This is a genomic window from Mycobacterium sp. NPDC004974 (genome assembly GCF_053600815.1).
In genome coordinates, this window is record NZ_JBSGAQ010000007.1 from 21,889 (window position 1) to 38,622 (window position 16,734).

18 protein-coding genes are annotated in these 16,734 nt (G+C 67.6%); 11 read left to right on the forward strand and 7 right to left on the reverse strand.

Translation table 11 applies throughout. From position 1 onward, the window contains the following. Nucleotides 1–32: 32 nt before the first annotated feature. Nucleotides 33–443, forward strand: coding sequence for a nuclear transport factor 2 family protein (locus tag ACWEFV_RS17205; RefSeq protein WP_450071044.1), 411 nt, complete (start codon nt 33–35; stop codon nt 441–443). 15 nt (nt 444–458) lie between these two features. Here ACWEFV_RS17205 and ACWEFV_RS17210 read toward each other — a convergent pair whose 3' ends face one another. Together ACWEFV_RS17210 and ACWEFV_RS17215 are read right to left on the reverse strand one after the other, a co-directional pair. Beyond that, the gene (locus ACWEFV_RS17210; RefSeq protein WP_450071045.1) at nt 459–887 is read right to left on the reverse strand and encodes a MarR family winged helix-turn-helix transcriptional regulator; all 429 of its coding nucleotides are present in this window, start codon (nt 885–887) and stop codon (nt 459–461) included. Then, the gene (locus ACWEFV_RS17215; protein ID WP_450071046.1) at nt 877–2,331 is read right to left on the reverse strand and encodes an MFS transporter; all 1,455 of its coding nucleotides are present in this window, start codon (nt 2,329–2,331) and stop codon (nt 877–879) included. Before ACWEFV_RS17215 ends, ACWEFV_RS17210 begins: the two co-directional genes overlap by 11 nt. An 85-nt stretch (nt 2,332–2,416) precedes the next feature. Between ACWEFV_RS17215 and ACWEFV_RS17220 the strand changes: the two genes are divergently transcribed. Together ACWEFV_RS17220 and ACWEFV_RS17225 are read left to right on the forward strand one after the other, a co-directional pair. After that, nucleotides 2,417–3,820, forward strand: a complete 1,404-nt coding sequence (locus tag ACWEFV_RS17220) for an amidohydrolase (protein WP_450071047.1) — start codon at nt 2,417–2,419, stop codon at nt 3,818–3,820. A 39-nt stretch (nt 3,821–3,859) separates the two neighbouring features. Next, nucleotides 3,860–4,324, forward strand: a complete 465-nt coding sequence (locus tag ACWEFV_RS17225) for a YbaK/EbsC family protein (protein ID WP_450071048.1) — start codon at nt 3,860–3,862, stop codon at nt 4,322–4,324. 80 nt (nt 4,325–4,404) lie between these two features. Here the strand turns inward: ACWEFV_RS17225 and ACWEFV_RS17230 are convergent, their stop codons facing one another. From ACWEFV_RS17230 to pdxH, 4 genes are all read right to left on the reverse strand, one after another. Beyond that, nucleotides 4,405–5,709: a citrate synthase gene (locus ACWEFV_RS17230; RefSeq protein ID WP_450071049.1), complete on the reverse strand. Its 1,305-nt coding sequence runs from the start codon at nt 5,707–5,709 to the stop codon at nt 4,405–4,407. A gap of 105 nt (nt 5,710–5,814) precedes the next feature. After that, nucleotides 5,815–6,471 carry a TetR family transcriptional regulator gene (locus ACWEFV_RS17235; protein ID WP_450071050.1) on the reverse strand — a complete coding sequence of 219 codons (657 nt, stop codon included), beginning with the start codon at nt 6,469–6,471 and terminating at the stop codon, nt 5,815–5,817. An 81-nt stretch (nt 6,472–6,552) separates the two neighbouring features. Further along, entirely contained in the window at nt 6,553–7,908 is a 1,356-nt protein-coding gene (locus ACWEFV_RS17240; RefSeq protein WP_450071051.1) for an MFS transporter, read from the reverse strand. Between the two features lie 30 nt (nt 7,909–7,938). Beyond that, nucleotides 7,939–8,574: a pyridoxamine 5'-phosphate oxidase gene (pdxH, locus tag ACWEFV_RS17245; protein WP_450071228.1), complete on the reverse strand. Its 636-nt coding sequence runs from the start codon at nt 8,572–8,574 to the stop codon at nt 7,939–7,941. 95 nt (nt 8,575–8,669) lie between these two features. On the opposite strand from pdxH, the gene ACWEFV_RS17250 reads away from it, so the two are divergent. The 8 genes from ACWEFV_RS17250 (at nt 8,670) to ACWEFV_RS17285 (ending at nt 15,050) form a co-directional block, all read left to right on the forward strand. Next, nucleotides 8,670–9,788 carry a citrate synthase 2 gene (locus ACWEFV_RS17250; protein WP_450071052.1) on the forward strand — a complete coding sequence of 373 codons (1,119 nt, stop codon included), beginning with the start codon at nt 8,670–8,672 and terminating at the stop codon, nt 9,786–9,788. Next, nucleotides 9,764–10,399 carry a maleylpyruvate isomerase family mycothiol-dependent enzyme gene (locus ACWEFV_RS17255; protein WP_450071053.1) on the forward strand — a complete coding sequence of 212 codons (636 nt, stop codon included), beginning with the start codon at nt 9,764–9,766 and terminating at the stop codon, nt 10,397–10,399. Before ACWEFV_RS17250 ends, ACWEFV_RS17255 begins: the two co-directional genes overlap by 25 nt. Nucleotides 10,400–10,574: 175 nt before the next feature. Continuing rightward, nucleotides 10,575–11,027 (forward strand): VOC family protein, encoded by a 453-nt coding sequence (locus ACWEFV_RS17260; protein ID WP_135452697.1) that lies wholly within the window; start codon nt 10,575–10,577, stop codon nt 11,025–11,027. A 24-nt stretch (nt 11,028–11,051) separates the two neighbouring features. Then, nucleotides 11,052–11,594, forward strand: coding sequence for a GNAT family N-acetyltransferase (locus ACWEFV_RS17265; protein ID WP_450071054.1), 543 nt, complete (start codon nt 11,052–11,054; stop codon nt 11,592–11,594). A gap of 79 nt (nt 11,595–11,673) precedes the next feature. After that, complete coding sequence (locus ACWEFV_RS17270; protein ID WP_135452695.1) at nt 11,674–12,291, forward strand: ECF transporter S component; 618 nt, start codon at nt 11,674–11,676, stop codon at nt 12,289–12,291. Next, complete coding sequence (locus tag ACWEFV_RS17275; RefSeq protein ID WP_450071055.1) at nt 12,288–13,772, forward strand: ABC transporter ATP-binding protein; 1,485 nt, start codon at nt 12,288–12,290, stop codon at nt 13,770–13,772. The genes ACWEFV_RS17270 and ACWEFV_RS17275 overlap by 4 nt, the downstream gene beginning before the upstream one ends. Next, entirely contained in the window at nt 13,769–14,512 is a 744-nt protein-coding gene (locus tag ACWEFV_RS17280) for an energy-coupling factor transporter transmembrane component T family protein (protein WP_450071056.1), read from the forward strand. Before ACWEFV_RS17275 ends, ACWEFV_RS17280 begins: the two co-directional genes overlap by 4 nt. Then, entirely contained in the window at nt 14,499–15,050 is a 552-nt protein-coding gene (locus ACWEFV_RS17285; RefSeq protein WP_450071057.1) for a hypothetical protein, read from the forward strand. The genes ACWEFV_RS17280 and ACWEFV_RS17285 overlap by 14 nt, the downstream gene beginning before the upstream one ends. Here ACWEFV_RS17285 and ACWEFV_RS17290 read toward each other — a convergent pair. After that, nucleotides 15,047–16,705, reverse strand: a complete 1,659-nt coding sequence (locus tag ACWEFV_RS17290; protein WP_450071058.1) for a 4Fe-4S binding protein — start codon at nt 16,703–16,705, stop codon at nt 15,047–15,049. The genes ACWEFV_RS17285 and ACWEFV_RS17290 overlap by 4 nt on opposite strands. Nucleotides 16,706–16,734 lie beyond the last annotated feature (29 nt).

The following is a 16,734-nucleotide window of genomic DNA, read 5'->3' on the forward strand; positions in this document are numbered from 1 at the left end:
CGTACAGAGTAATTCTACCGCCGAGGAGCCCCATGATGACCACGCCACAGGCCTGTGAATTCACCCCCACCACCGCCGATGTCGACTCGGTGCTGGCCTGGTTCGCCCGCTACGACGCACTGGCGCTGAACAAGGACGTCGAAGGCATGGCGGATCAGGCGATGTTTCCGCTCAACGAAGTGACCGACGGCAGCGCCGAGTCCGTCGACCGCGCCGGGTTCATCGCCCAGATGGCCGAACAGTTGGGCCAGAGCACCGATTTCGCGATGGAGTCGACGCGCACGCCGCACTTCATCAACGAGAACCTGGTGTTCGTCATCACCGACGCGACGTTCACCGCCGACGGGTTCAGCCAGCAGGTGCGCTACGGCGATCTGCTGGTCAAGTGCGACGGCGACTGGAAGTTCCAGACCATGGTGCAGGGCGGGTGGGGCGAGAGCTGATCCCGATCGACACGGCTACGGCCCGGTGACCTTGCGCAGGATCACCCGCAGGGCTTCGAGGTCCCCGGCGTCGAGCGCTGCGAGCACTTCCGGCGCCGGGTCCTCGACCCGGTCGATGCGCGCCAGCAATGCGCGCCCGGCGTCGGTGAGCGAAACCAGCTTGCAGCGCCGGTTGGCCGGGTCGACCTCACGCACCACCAGCCCGCGCTCCTCAAGGTCGTTGACCGCGACCGTGGCCGCCGGGGCATCGACCGTCGCCGCGTAGGCCAGCTGCTTGACCGTCAGCGGTTCGCGCGCCAGCCGTGTCAGGATGCGGATACGGCTGAACGGTAGTCCGGTTCGCTCGATCACCGCACGCCGCCACCGGTCACGGTGGTCGAACACCAACGCGGTCAGGGCGCGCCACACCTCGTCGGCCAACTCGGCCTGCCCGTCACCGGACATGGGTCACCTCCGGGACATGGTGCTGACCGATCAGCGGCGCCAACTTCTGCGCGGAACGCAAAGCCCGCGGTGTGGTGGAGATGACGCCCAGGACGAAGATCACCAAACCCAGTGCGGCACAGACGAACCACAGTGGCCGGGCGGCCGCGGCGAATTCCGCACCGGTTCCGGCCAATGCCGCCCCCGCCACCGAACCACACAGCGCCACACCGACACTCACGCCGACCTGACGGCTGGTGGAGGCCACCGCGGAGGCCGCACCGGCGCGATCGAGCGGCATACCGCTGACCGCCGTGGTGGTGATCGGCGCGTTGACCATCGAGAACCCGATGCCGAACACCGCGAACATGACCACCAGCTGCCACACCGGGGTGTCGCCGGTCAGCCGGGTCAGCAGAATGGCGGCCACGGTGATCGTCGCTCCCGACACCAGCAGCGAGGGCCGGCTGCCGTACCGGCCGACAAGACGGCCCGAAAGCGGCGAGAAAATCAGCGCGCCCACCGCGACCGGCAGGTAGATCAAGCCGGTGTGCATCGCGGAGTAGCCGCGCTCGGTCTGCAGGTACAGCGACATCATGAACAGGAAGGCCCCGTACGCGGCGAACGCACAGACCGCGATCAGGGTGGCCGAGGCGAACGGCACGCTGCGGAAGAACCGTAGGTCGATGAACGGGTCCCTGCGGCGCGATTCGTAGCGCAGGAACGCCACCAGGGCCACGAGCGCGACGACTGCGACGGCGAGGGTGCGCGGGTCCGTCCAACCGAACCCCGGGCCCTCGATGAGCACGAAGACGACGCCGAACAGGAATGCCACGCCCAGGACCTGGCCGATGGGGTCGAGATCGCGCATGGTCGCCGACTTCGATTCGGGGACGAAGATCGCGGTGAGCACGACGGCCAGGGCGCAGATGGGCAGGTTGATCCAGAACACCGCGCGCCAGTCCACGTACTGGATCAGCGCCCCGCCCACGATCGGGCCGAGTGCCATCGAGATGCCGACCACCCCGCCCCACACACCGATCGCGCGGGCGCGCTCCACCCGGCCGGTGAACACCTGGGTGATGATCGACATGGCCACCGGGTTGAGCATCGAACCGCCGATGGCCTGCAGGAAGCGGGCCGCGATGAGGGTTTCGATGTTGGGGGCCAGGCTGCACAGCAGCGAGGCCACCGCGAAGATCGTCAGCCCCAATTGGAATGTCCGCCTGCGACCGAACCGGTCGCCCGTCGCGCCGGCCAGCAACAACAGCGAAGCCAGCACCAGCGTGTAGACATCGATGATCCACTGCAGCTGCGACGGTGACGCACTCAGATCCTCACGGATGCTCGGAAGTGCGACGTTCACGATGGTGGCGTCCATCGACACGATCAGCAGGCTCAGACAGCACGAGACGAGGATGATCGCCTTGCGCCGTGCGCTGAGCGAGCCGACAGTTGTATTCACACAACTATTGTGAAACTACAACTATCGTGGAGGCAAGTCGAAACCCGCCGCAGCGGTTCGCCGGCCCAGCGCCATCACCCGCGGAGTGGACCTCCAGTTCGACACACGCGACGCCATCCTCGCGGCATTGCGCAACTATGCACCCACCGTCGCCGGAGGCGGCCCGGTACGCGGTTTCGGCTGGCGCTACGACGCATTCCCCGCGACCGGACCCAGACGCGAGGACCTCGACGCGATCTGGCCGGACCGGCCGGTGCTGCTGATCGCGATCGACGCCCACTCGGCATGGGTCAACACCAAGACCCTCGAGCTCGCCGGGATCACCAAGGACTCCGCCGATCCGGTTCCGGGCTTCAGTGTGTTCCAGCGCGATCCCGACGGCACGCCGACCGGGTATCTCGTCGAGGTGCCCGCCTACATGCAGGTGCTGAATTCGGTGGTGCCGATGGACGAGGCGTTCGTCGCCGAATCGCTGGCCCAATGGGCGCCCAGGGCATCGGAGGCCGACATCACCTCGATGTTCGACGCCGGCGTCGAGATCATGCCGGAGGACAAGGCTTTCGGGCACTACCGCGACCTTGAGACCGCGGGCAAGCTCCCGTTCCGGGTCACCGGCAGCTACTACTACAACCAGCCGAACGTCGACCCGCTGCCCAAGATCCTGGCGCTGCGCGAAGGGCCACAAACTGAGCTGGTGCACGTCAACGTGCTGAAGATCGTGATGGACGGCGTGGACGCCGGACGCGCCGCGGCGATGCTCGCGCCGTATGCGGACCAGCCCGGCACCAGCGGCCAGCCGCTGTTCTCCGCCGAACAGGTCAACGACGTCGTCAAGCGCGCCGACGCGCAGGGAATCGACGTCCACGTGCACTGCATCGGAGACAGAGCGACCCGCATGACGCTCGACGCGATCGAGGCCGCCGCCAAGACCAATCCGCAACGCGACCGGCGAAATGCCATCGCACATCTGCAATGTGTTGACCCACAGGATATTCCGCGGTTGGGCGAGCTTGGTGTCATCGCGCAGGTCTCGGCCCAGTGGGCCACACCGGACCCCCACTGGCGCAACGTGACAACCGTGCGCCTCGGGCCGGAGCGGGCCGATCGCATGTACCCGTTCAAGTCACTGTCCGACGGCGGCGCCCGCTTGTCCTTCGGCTCCGACTGGCCGGCCGCGAGCTACTACAGCACCTTCTGTCCACTCGAAGCGATCGAGATCGCCGTCACCAGGCAGGAATTGGGCAAGCCTGACCAGACGCCGCTTCCTCGGCCCGAGGAACGGCTGACCCTCGACCGGGCGATCACCGCCCAAACCATGGGCCCGGCCTACCAACTGCGCCGCGAGATCGACCTCGGCTCCATCACAGTGGGCAAGCTGGCCGATCTGGTCGTGCTCGACAAGGACCTCACCGCGATCCCGCCGCACGAGATCCACCAGGCCGAGGTCAAGCTGACGATGATGAACGGTGTTGTCCGCCACGAGAAATAGTCTGAGCGCGATGCGCGCCGATCCGACAGAATCGTCACCGTGAACGAACGGAACTCCCTCGTCGCCGCGGCAGTGGCCGCCGCCGGCATCGAACCGGCCATCATGATCCTCGACGCCGACGCCAAGACTGCAGCGGCAGCCGCCGAACAGCTGGGCTGCGAGGTCGGAGCCATCGCCAACAGCCTGGTGTTCGAATGCGACGGCGAACCGCTGCTAGTGATGGCAAGCGGTGCCGCCCGGGTGGACACCGGCGTCGTCGCCGACCATCTCGGGGCCACTGCCATCCGCAAGGCCGACCCGAAACTCGTGCGCAACGCGACAGGACAGGTCATCGGCGGCGTCGCGCCCACAGGCCATCCGGCACCGCTACGCACCGTCGTCGATCAGACCCTGGCGTCCTACCCGGTGATCTGGACGGCCGCGGGCACCGCCGATTCGGTCATGCCCCTGACCTACGCGCAGCTACTGGCGCTCACCGGCGGCGCCGCGATCGCGGTGCGCTGACAGATACTGCGCGAGCAGACACAAAACTGCCCCTTTTCGCGTGAAAAGGGGCAGTTTTGTGTCTGCTCGCGGAGAGAAACTCAGCGCTTGCTGATGTCTACGTAGCCGCGCTCGGTGTAGCCGGTGTAGATCTGGCGCGGGCGGCCGATCTTGTTGGGCTCCGAGTGCATCTCACGCCAGTGCGCGATCCAGCCCGGGAGCCGGCCCAGGGCGAACAGCACGGTGAACATGCGGGTCGGGAAGCCCATTGCCCGGTAGATCACGCCGGTGTAGTAATCGACGTTCGGGTAGAGCTTGCGCTCGATGAAGAAGTCGTCGGTCAACGCGATCTCTTCGAGCTGCTTGGCGATGTCGAGCAACTCATCGTCGCCACCCAGCTTGCCCAGGATCTTGTCGGCCTGCTCCTTGACGATGCGCGCCCGCGGGTCGTAGTTCTTGTACACCCGGTGACCGAAGCCCATCAGCTTCACACCGTCTTCGCGGTTCTTGACCTTCTTGACGAAGGTCTGCACGTCGTCGTCGCCGGTACGGATCTTCTCCAGCATCTCCAGCACGGCCTGGTTGGCGCCGCCGTGCAGCGGGCCCCACAGCGCGTTGATGCCACCGGAGATCGAGGTGAACAGGTTGGCCTGCGACGAGCCCACCAGACGCACCGTCGAGGTCGAACAGTTCTGCTCGTGATCGGCGTGCAGGATCAACAGCATGTCCAGCGCGCGGACGATCTCGGGATCCACCTCATACGGCTCGGCCGGGAAACCGAACGTCATCCGCAGGAAGTTCTCCACCAGCGTCAGCGAGTTGTCCGGATACAGGAACGGCTGCCCCTCGGACTTCTTGTAGGCATACGCCGCGATCGTCGGCAGCTTCGCCAGCAACCGGATCGTCGACAGCTCGACCTGCTTCTTGTCCAGCGGATCCAGCGAATCCTGGTAGTACGCGCTCAGCGCGTTGACCGCACTGGACAGCACCGGCATCGGATGCGCATTGCGCGGGAAGCCGTCGAAGAACCGCTTGAGATCCTCGTGCAGCAGGGTGTGCCGCTGGATCTGGGTGGTGAACGACTCCAACTGCTCGGCCGTCGGCAGCTCACCGTAGATCAGCAGGTAGCTGACCTCGATGAACGTGGAATTCTCGGCCAGCTGCTCGATCGGGATACCGCGGTAACGCAGGATGCCGGCATCACCGTCGATGTAGGTGATCGCAGACTTGGTGGAAGCGGTGTTGACGAAGCCACCATCAAACGTGGTGTAGCCGGTCTTGGCCAGCAACGGACCAAGCGCGATGCCGTCACTGCCCTCGGTGGCATGGACGATATCGAGATCAATCTCGCCACCGGGGTACTTGAGAGTGGCAATCTCCTGCCCACTCGACGGGTTTTCGGCCACGGGAATCCCTTCATCGTCCTGGGAACCGACAACTGCTCTACAAAAGGTAGTCGCAATCGATCTGCGCTGCCCGCGGGGGGTTACTAACGGGTCACTGCAAACGGCTCAGCCTCGGTCGGGACGCTGCTCCACGCCCGCGACAACCTCCAGGAAATCGGCGTACGTCGATTCGATCCGCTCGACGATGTCATCCACGGTCACGGTGTCCCAATCCGCCCGAGATCCCAGCTCAGCGATGCCGGTCATGATGATCGATCCCCACACCACGGCCGTCAGTTTGAGCCGGCGATCGTCGCCGGGCACCCCCATCCGCCGTGCCAGCACCGCATTTACCGCATCCGCCCGGAACTCCGAAGCCGACTGGATCAGCGCCGGCGACGAGGTGATGATGCGCGCCGAGGCCAGCAGCCGATCGGATGTGAGTTGGGTGGGCGGCGCGGTCTTGGTCTTGAGGAACGCCTGCAGGTGGGCCCGGTACAGCGCCTCGATATCGCCGATTCCGGCCGGTTGCGCCTCGAGTTCGATCGCGACAATCTCGATCACCTCGTCGACGAACGCCAGCACGACGGCGTCCTTGGTAGCGAAGTAGCGGCTGAACGTGCGCGGGGACACATCCGCGACCGCGGCGATCTGCTCCACAGTGGTCTGCTCGAACCCCTGACGGTCACACAGATCGATGGCAGCCTCGATCAACATCGCCCGGGTGCGCTGTTTTTTACGCTCCCGCAAACCCGTCTCAGCCTGCCGCACAACGTCAACCACGAGATCGGATGCTATCGCTCAAAGGCCTGCTTTCCGGTCCATTTCGGCAACTATGTGGCGCTGAGTGCCATTCGCCGGTGGTCATACTTTGTCAGCCTCGGACTGATCCTGCGGCTCGCCGGCCCTGCTCACAGTGGCCATACCGCCCGCAGTGGCTGCATCACCCGCTCCGCTCGCAGTCACCCGGTAGCGCACGAACGCCGGCACCGCGAGCGCCGCGATCACCACGCCGACGACCACCAGTGCACCGCCACCGGCCGCGGCGACCGTCGTGCCCACCGCTGCTGCCGCCGCGCCGTGCAGGGTGTCGGCCAGCCGCGGGCCACCGGCGACCACGACCGTGAACACGCCCTGCAGCCGGCCGCGCAGTTCATCGGACGCGGCCTGTTGCAGGATCGTCGACCGGAACGCAGCAGACACCATGTCGGCGGCCCCGCCAATCGCCAAGAACGCCAACGCAATCCACAACACCAACCCGGCCTGTCCGTGCGCCATTCCGCCCGCGATACCGAACCCGACCATCGCCACGCCCCACACCACGATGGCCAGCACCACGGCCAGCCCCTGCCTGCGGATCCTCGGCAGCCAACCCGAGAACACTCCGCCGGCCACCGCGCCGGCGGACATCGCCGCCGCCAGCAACGCCATCGCCGTGCCGCCCGAGACCGGGCCCCCGAAACTCTCGTGCGCCATCTGCGGGAACAGCGCGCGCGGCATCCCGAAGATCATCGCCACCAGGTCGACGACGAACGACATCAACACCACCCGGTTGCCGGCCAGGTACCGGAAGCCGTCCAGCACCGCCGTCAGGCCCCAGCGGGAGGCGCCTTCCTCGGTGCTCGCCGGCGGCATCGGCGCCAGCCGGAAAGTCGCCCAGATCGGCGCCAGGCAGGTCACGGCGTCGATCAGATACAGCGTCGACAGGTCCACCCAGTTCAGCAGGAACCCGGCCATCAGCGGGCCGACGATCGCGCCGAACTGCATGACCGTCATGTTCAGCGAATTCGCCGCGGGCAACTGCTCGCCCGGCAGCATCCGCGGAATGGCCGCCGAGCGCGTCGGGCTGTTGACGGCGTAGAACGCCTGCTGCACACCCAGCAGGCACAGCACCACCCACACGTTGTTCAGTGCCAGCGCGGCCTGCAGCCACAGCAGCACCGAGGCCCCGGCCAATCCGATCGAGGCGATGATCAGCAACAGCCTGCGGTCCATCGCGTCAGCCCAGGCGCCACCCCACAGCCCGAAAACCACCAGCGGTACCAGCGCGAACAGACCGGCCAACCCCACGTAGGCCGAGTTCTCGGTGAGCACGTACAGCTGCACCGGCACCGCGAAGATGGTCAGGTTCGCGCCGATGACGGTCGGGATTCCGGCCAACCACAGCCGCCGGAAATCCCGTGTGCGCAGCGGCGTGGTGTCGGCGAAGAACCTACGCACTACGGCTGGGCGAGCGAAGCGAGGGCAGGATCATGGCTGCAGGCGTTCCGCTCGACTACCGATCACACGAATTCGGTTGTGTACCCGGTTCTCCCGGCCCTGCCAGAACTCCACGCTCTCCGGAGCGATCAGATATCCACCCCAGTTCGGCGGCACCGGAACGGTTTCGAGGTCGGCGAACCGCTCGGTCACCTCGGTGAGCTGGGCCAGCAGTGCCTCACGCGATGCGATCGGACCGGACTGCTGCGACGCCCACGCACCCAGCTGAGAACCGCGGGGGCGCTTGGACCAGTACGCCTCGGTGTCCGCACGGCTCACCTTGGTGACCGAACCGCGTACATGGACCTGACGACCCAGCCGGTACCAAGGGAACGTCGCCGACGCATAGGGATTCGCCGCCAGCTGAGTGCCCTTGTCAGAGTCATAGTTGGTGTAGAACGTGATGCCCGTCTCGTCCATGCTCTTGCACAACACCGTTCGGGTGACCGGTCTTCCCGCATCGTCGGTGGTGGCCACCACCATGGCATTGGCCTCGGCCACGCCGGCGCGGTACGCGTCGGCCAGCCAGGTCCGCAGCAGCCTCAGCCACCCGGTTACCGGGTCGTCGCCGAGCCAGTCGAGGTCCAGGTCGCCACAGCCGTCCTTCTCGACGTAGTCCACGCGCATGGCAGCCAGGTCATGGTCGTCGTGTCCAGGGGTTTGTCCAGGGGGTATGGGCACCGCGGTAACGCTACGCCTGGGGTTGGTGCAAGAATCTGGCCATGCCAGCTGTACCGGAAGACTTCGTTGCCGGCCTCGAAGGCGTCGTCGCCTTCACCACCGAAATCGCCGAACCGGACAAGGACGGCGGCGCGCTGCGCTACCGGGGCGTGAACATCGAGGAACTGGTGACCCGCCGGGTCACCTTCGGGGATGTCTGGGGACTTCTGGTCGACGGCAGCTTCGGCACGGGCCTGCCCCCGGCCGAGCCGTTCCCGCTGCCCATCCACAGTGGCGACGTGCGGGTCGACGTCCAGGCCGGGCTGGCCATGCTGGCACCGATCTGGGGCTACGCGCCGCTGCTGGACATCGACGACACCACCGCGCGTGACCAGTTGGCCCGGGCCTCGGTGATGGCACTGTCCTACGTCGCCCAATCCGCCCGCGGCATCTACCAGCCCGCCGTGTCCCAGCGCACGATCGACGAATGCGACACGGTCACAGCGCGTTTCATGACGCGCTGGCAGGGCGACCCCGACCCGAAGCACGTCGAGGCGATCGACGCCTACTGGGTGACCGCCGCCGAGCACGGGATGAACGCATCGACGTTCACCGCCCGGGTGATCGCCTCGACCGGCGCGGACGTCGCGGCCTCTCTGTCGGGTGCGGTGGGCGCGATGAGCGGGCCGCTGCACGGCGGTGCCCCGGCCCGGGTGCTCCCGATGATCGAAGAAGTCGAGAAGACCGGCGACGCCCGCGCGGTGGTCAAGGGCATCCTGGATCGCGGCGACAAGCTCATGGGCTTCGGGCACCGTGTGTACCGCGCCGAGGATCCGCGGGCGCGGGTGCTGCGGGCCACCGCCAAACGCCTTGAGGCACCCCGCTACGAGGTGGCCGCCGCATTGGAGCAGGCCGCACTGGCCGAGCTTCGTGAGCGCCGCCCGGACCGGGCCATCGAGACGAACGTCGAGTTCTGGGCCGCGGTGATCCTGGACTTCGCCCAGGTGCCCGCCTCGATGATGCCCGCGATGTTCACCTGCGGGCGGACCGCCGGATGGTGCGCGCACATCCTGGAACAGAAACGGCTCGGCAAACTCGTGCGTCCGGCCGCCATCTACATCGGCCCCGAACCGCGCAGCGTGGAGACGGTCGCCGGATGGGACAAGATCGCCACGACATGACCGGCGCCCGCGACGTATTCGCCTCGGCAGCACATGCTTTCGCCCGATTGGTGCAGGTGCTGCCGGCGGACTCGTTCGCTCGCCCCGGCCTGGGCGAGTGGGATCTGCGCGCCCTGGTGGGCCACACCTCGCGCTCACTGATCACCGTCAGCACGTATCTGCAGACCCCTGCGTCGACGGCCGATCTGGCCGGTCCGGTGGAGTACTACGCGGCCATGCGCGGATTCATGTCCGACGCCGGCGCCGAAGCCATCATCGAGCGAGGCCGTCAGGCCGGGCACGACCTCGGCTCCGATCCCGCCGCGGCGGTGGACGCGCTGGCGAGCCGCGCCCTCGACGACATCGACGAGGCGGGCGATCCGTTGATCACCGTCATCGGCGGGTTCGGCATCCGGTTGAGCGGCTACCTGCCGACCCGCATCTTCGAGCTCGCTGTGCACAGCCTCGACATCGCCCGGGCCACAGGCCTTTCGGCGGACCTGCCGGCGGAGGTGCTGGAGGCGGCCAGTGTGCTCGCCACGCAGATCGCGGTGGCGGCAGGCGAGGGCGAGACCGTGCTGATGGCGCTGACCGGACGCGCTGAGCTGCCGCGGACGTTCTCCGTCACCTGACTCGGCCCGCCGAAATCACGGTCGCTGACGAGATCAGGGCCATTTCCGCCACCGAGCGCAGGTTCGCGGTTCGTGCGCATGTCAGACCCCGGTGGTTGCATGGGACTTGTCCGGCGATGAGATCCGCCCGCCGCGCGGGTCTGCATTGAATCCGCTCACTATTCAGGAGAAGAACATGGCGATCGAAGTAACTCCCGCAGTCATTCCGCACCTGGTTGTCGACGACGCCGCAGCAGCAATCGATTTCTACGTCAAGGCGTTCGGCGCCACCGAGCTGGGCCGGGTGCCCGGGCCCGACGGCAAGCTGGTTCACGCCGCACTCACCATCAACGGGTCCACGGTCATGCTCAATGACGACTTTCCCGAGTACAACGACGGCAAGCCGTCGACACCCAAGGCCCTGGGCGGCAGCCCCGTGACGATTCACCTCACCGTGACCGATGTCGAGGCAATGTTCGCCAAGGCGGTCGACGCCGGCGCAGAGGTCGTGATGCCGCTGGAAGACCAGTTCTGGGGTGACCGCTACGGCGTCGTGCGCGATCCGTTCGGCCAGCTGTGGTCACTCGGTCAGCCGGTCCGCGAGGTCAGCCCCGAGGAGATCGCACAGGCCATGCAGTCGGGGCAGTAGCCCGCGGGGTGGCATCCTGAGCCGGTGATCGACGTTCTGATCGCGGAGCCCGGAGAACTGGGCCGCGACGTCCTGAGTTCGGCCGAGATATTGGTCCGCTCGGCATTCGGTGACGGCTTCCGTCCGCATGACTGGCTGCATGGTGTCGACGGCGTGCACGTGGTGATCACCGAGGATGGCGAATTGCTGGCCCACTCGGCGGTGGTGACCCGCACGCTGCGCCACGCGGACGACACCTTCGACACCGGTTACGTCGAAGGTGTCGCCGTGCGCGGCGACCAGCAGGGGCGCGGTTTGGGCCGCCTGCTGATGGATCAGACAGAGGCCATCATCCGCACCCGACACGACCTCGGCGCACTCAACGCCATGGAGGACGCCGCCGGGTTCTATGCCGGCCGCGGCTGGCAACGGTGGGACGGCCCGACCCAGGCGGACACCCCCGACGGGGTGATCGACACCTCCGATCCAACCGACCTGATCTTCCTGTTCCCGACGGACAGCACGGCTCTCGGTTTCACGACGTCAGTGCCCCTGATCTGCGATTGGCGCGTCGGCGACCTCTGGTGACCGACGACACCGTGGCGTCATCCGGTCGGCTTCGCGCAGTTCATACTGGTCTCCTCGCGATACGCCACGAAGGAGCCCGATGAACACCCAGCCCACCGACGTCACGCCGGCCGCCCAGGCGCTGCGCTGGCGGGTCGTGGACATCGTCGTCGCCAGCGTCCTCGCGACGGCGGCCGGCCTGGTGTTCGTCGTGTGGAACATCGCCTCCAACCCGATCAGCGCGCCGCTGACGGCGCTGCTTCCCGGCCTACAGGCACTGCTCGCCGGGGGCTGGCTGTTCGCCGGGGTGCTCACCGCCCTGGTGATCCGCAAACCGGGCGCTGCCCTGTACGGCGAGCTGGTCGCCGCCACGGTGTCGGCCTTGGTCGGCAACCAGTGGGGTGTACTCACCCTCGAATCCGGCCTGGTACAGGGCCTCGGCGCGGAACTGGTCTTCGCGGTGTTCCTGTACCGCCGTTGGGGATTGCCCGTCGCGCTGCTCGCCGGTGCCGTCGCCGGATTGGCCCTGGCCGTCAACGACCTCATCCTGTGGTACCCCGGTTCGGCGAACACCTTCGCGGCGATCTACACCGTCTCGGCGGTCGTCTCCGGTGCCCTCGTCGCCGGCCTGCTGTCCTGGTACGCGGTCAGGGGTCTGGCGAAGACCGGGGCGTTGAGCCGATTCGCCGCGGGCCGGATCGGCCCCCACGCTCGATGAGCCCACCGCACGGCGCCGGAACCACCGTCACGGCGCACAGCTGGGGTTGGTGCCATGCCGGACGCGCCAGCTGGGCCGTGCGGGACCTCGATCTGCGGATCGAACCCGGCGAGCGGGTACTGCTGCTCGGGCCGTCCGGGGCCGGGAAATCGACTCTGCTGCACGGCATTGCCGGCCTGCTCGGCGGAGCCGAGGAAGGCCACCAGACCGGCGAACTACTGGTCGACGGTGGCCCGCCAGGTGAGCAACGCCACCGGATCGGGATGGTGCTGCAGGATCCCGACTCCCAGGTGATCCTGTCCCGGGTCGGCGACGACGTCGCCTTCGGCATGGAGAACTTCGGCGTGGAACGGGAACAGATCTGGCCCCGCGTCCGAGCCGCGCTCGACGCCGTCGGGCTGAATCTCGGCCTGTCCCAATCCACTTCGGAGCTGTCCGGCGGGCAGAAGCAGCGTCTGGCGCTGGCCGGGGTGATCGCCATGGATCCCGGCCTCATCCTGCTCGACGAACCCACGGCCAACCTCGACCCCGCCGGTGTCATCGAAGTGCGCGACGCCGTTGCCGAATCGGTTGCGCGCACCGGTGCGACGCTCATCGTCATCGAGCACCGCACCGAGGTGTGGCTGCCGGTCATCGACCGGGTCATCGTGCTCGGCGCCGACGGTGGGGTGATTGCCGACGGAACACCGGATCAGACCATCCGGCGCCACCACGACTATCTGGTGGGATCCGGGGTCTGGGTACCTGATACCCCACTGCCCGAGATCACCCGCCACCGGTCTCCGACGGCCGAATCATTGCTGTACGCAGTAGATCTCGCGCTGGCGCATCCTGGTGATCCCCCGATGCACGTCGGGTTGAATTTCGAGATCACACCCGGCCAGACGACGGTGATCACCGGCCCGAACGGGGCGGGCAAGTCGACGCTGGCGCTCACCATCGGCGGGTTGTTGCCCGTGCCCGGCGGCCGCCTCGAGGCGCACGCCGACTTCGCCCCTTCCCCGTCGCGCCGCAAGCCGGTCAAGTGGCGGTCGAAAGAACTGCTCACCCGGATCGGCAGCGTGTTCCAGGATCCCGAGCACCAGTTCCTCGCCGGCACGGTGCGCGACGAACTCGCGTTGGGCCCCAAGGCGATCAAGCTCGGCACCGCCGAGATCACCGCCCGTACCGACGAGCTACTCGAACGGCTGCACCTGACCCACCTCGCCGCGGTGAACCCCTACACCCTCTCCGGAGGAGAGAAGCGCCGGCTGTCGGTGGCCACGATGCTGGCCACCGCGCCCAGGGTGATCATCCTCGATGAGCCGACATTCGGGCAGGACCGCCGCACCTGGGAGGAATTGACCCGGCTACTGGCCGAGATCGCCGATGCCGGAACGGCCGTCGTCGCGGCCACCCACGATCTCGACTTCGCCGCCCTGCTCGCCGACGCCCGCATCGAACTGCCGGACTGGGAGCCCACCGCGGAGGCGACGTCGTGATCAATCCGGTCGCGCGACTGCTCACCGCCCTGATCATCGCGGCCGCCCTGGTGCTTTCGGTGGACTGGGTTTCGGCCCTGACCGCACTCGTCGGTGAGATCGTGCTGTTCGCCGCGGTCGGGGTGCGGCTCCGCGCGGCGCTGACCCGCGGCGTCGTGGTCCTCGTCGCGGCCGCTCTCACCGCCGTCACCATCCTGCTCTACGGGCAGACCGGCGGAACCGTCTACTGGCATTTCTTCCTGGTCACGATCAGTGACGGGTCCATCGCCCTCGCGGTGGCGACGTTTCTTCGCGTGCTGGCGATCGCACTGCCGTCGGTCATCCTGTTCATCGACGTCGAATCGACCGAGCTGGCCTACGGTTTGGGGCAGGTGCTGCGGCTCCCGGCCCGGTTCGTCCTCGGCGCGCTGGCCGGCCTGCGCATGGTCGGGTTACTCGGGCAGGACTGGCAGTACCTCGGCTACGCCCGTCGCGCCCGCGGCGTGGCCGACCACGCCCGGGTGCGGCGGATAGCGGGGCAGGCTTTCGCCCTGCTGGTGTTCGCCGTGCGCCGCGGATCGAAGCTTGCCACCGCGATGGAGGCGCGCGGGTTCGGCGCCTACCCGCAGCGGACCTGGGCGCGCCCGTCACCCTTCGGGGCACGCGAATTCGCCCTGATCGCGGCGGGATTCGTGATCGCGGGGGCCGCGATCACGGTGTCGGTGGCGTGCGGGACGTGGAACTTCATTGGCACTCGATGACATCGTGGGCCGCCTCGGTGCGGCCGCGACGACGGTCCTGATCGACGGGCGTTCCGGGTCGGGCAAGTCGACGCTGGCCGTCGAGCTGCACGACGACTGGGCCGGCAGCATCGTCGTCCGGCTCGACGATATCTACCCGGGCTGGGACGGACTGCTGTGGGCCGCAGAGCATTTACGACGATCGCTGCTCGAGCCGCGGGCCGCCGGGCACACCGGGCGCTGGCGGCGATGGGATTGGGTGACGGGCGCGCCCAGCCACTGGCACTCCGTCGAGCCGGGGCAACGCCTCATCGTCGAGGGCATCGGTGCGCTCACCCCGAAGACCCGGGCGTGCGCCGACCTGGGCATCTGGGTCGACGCCGACGATGCCGAGCGCAAGCGCCGGGCACTGGAGCGCGACGGCGATACCTACCGTCCGCACTGGGACCGGTGGGCCGCCCAGGAGGACGAGTTCATCACCCGGTTTAAGCCGAGAGCGTGCGCCGACCTGATCGCGGTGCCCACCGCACGTGGATTCGAATTCAACGCGCCGGACTAGCGCAGGCCCGACAGAACCTTCTGCCGCACCGTCGGTTTCGGCGCAGTCGCGGCGACCGCGATCATCTCGTCGACCGCGGTGAACTTGTCCCGCGGCCGGTCCTCGCCGCCCCGGGCGATCTCCGCGGCGTCGATCGCCTGCCACCCGGCGGCATCCACCATGGCGGGCTGACGCGTCCGCACCAGCTTCTCCAAGGCGGCCGGCTTGTGCACCGGATCGGTCAGCGCACCGGCGTTGTAATCGTCGACGAGCCGGTGCACGGTCTGCGCCGCACACGACTTGTTGGTGCCGATGAAGCCGGTGGGCCCGCGCTTGATCCAGCCGGCGACATAAGCGCCGGACGTGTCCCGGACGCGTCCGCCGTCGTTGGGCACGACGGCAGCGTCGTCGTCGAACGGGAGATCGGCAATAGCCTTGCCGCGGTAACCGATTGAGGTCAGCACCAGCCCGGTATCGAACGTGCGCACCTCTTCGGTGCCGGTGACCCCGAATTCGATACCGCTCACCCGGTCCTCGCCGAGCACCCGCTGCGGGGTGAGGCGGTAGGCCAGCCGGATCCGCGGCCGGGTCTGCGGTGCGGAGGCATTGCCCAGCTTGGCCAGGATCTCCAGCTTGTTGCGCGTCAACGGATCGGTCTCACGAGCCAGGTCCGCCACCACCAGCTGGTGATCGGCCTCATCGAGCACGACGTCGCAGCTGGCGGTCAGACCGATCAGCTCGGGAAGCGTGAAGGCCGACTCCGCGGGGCCACGGCGGGCCGCGATCACCACCTCGGAAACCTTCGAGGTGCGCAGGGCCGCCAGCGCGTGATCGGAGATATCGGTACGGGCCAACAAATCCGGATCCGTGGTGAGGATCCGGGCCACGTCGAATGCGACGTTGCCGTTGCCCACGATGACCACCCGCTCATGGCTGAGGTCCACGGGCAGGCCGGTGAACTCGGGGTGCCCGTTGATCCAGGCCACCATCTCGGTGGCGGTCCCGGTGCCGGGCAGGCCCATGCCGTCGATCTCGAGGCGACGATCGTTGGGCGCGCCCACCGCGTACAACACGGCGTGGTGATGCTCCAACAGGTCGGCATGCGACAGGTGCTTGCCCACCTCGACGTTGAGGAAGAACTTGAATCCCGGCTGCCTGCCGATGACGTCGAACAGCCGCGTCACCTGCTTGGTGCTCTGATGGTCCGGCGCGACGCCGGCCCGTACCAGCCCGTAGGGCGTCGGCAGCTTCTCGAAGACATTGACCCGCACGCCCCGCTGCGTCAGCAGCTCGTCGGCCGCGTACATGGCCGCCGGACCGGAGCCCACGATCGCCACCGTCAACGGCCCACCGGAATGAGCGGCCACCCTCGGCGCCGCGATCACGGGCGCCAGCTTGGATGTCGGCGGCAACTTGCCTTGGCGCTTCGGGTAGAAGGCCGCGTTGAGCTCGATGAACGGCAGCTGCTTCTCGGTCAGCCGGGTATCGGCCGCGATCGCGCCGACCGGGCACGCACTCACGCACGCGCCGCAGTCCACACAGGCCTCGGGATCGATGTAGAGCATCTCGGCCGTGGCGAAGCCCGGCTCATCCGGTGACGGATGGATGCAGTTCACCGGACACGCGTAGACACAGGACCCGTCGCTACAACACGACTGGGTGATCACATGGGGCATAAAAAACCTTAGAACCCTCCGGGGCGAGC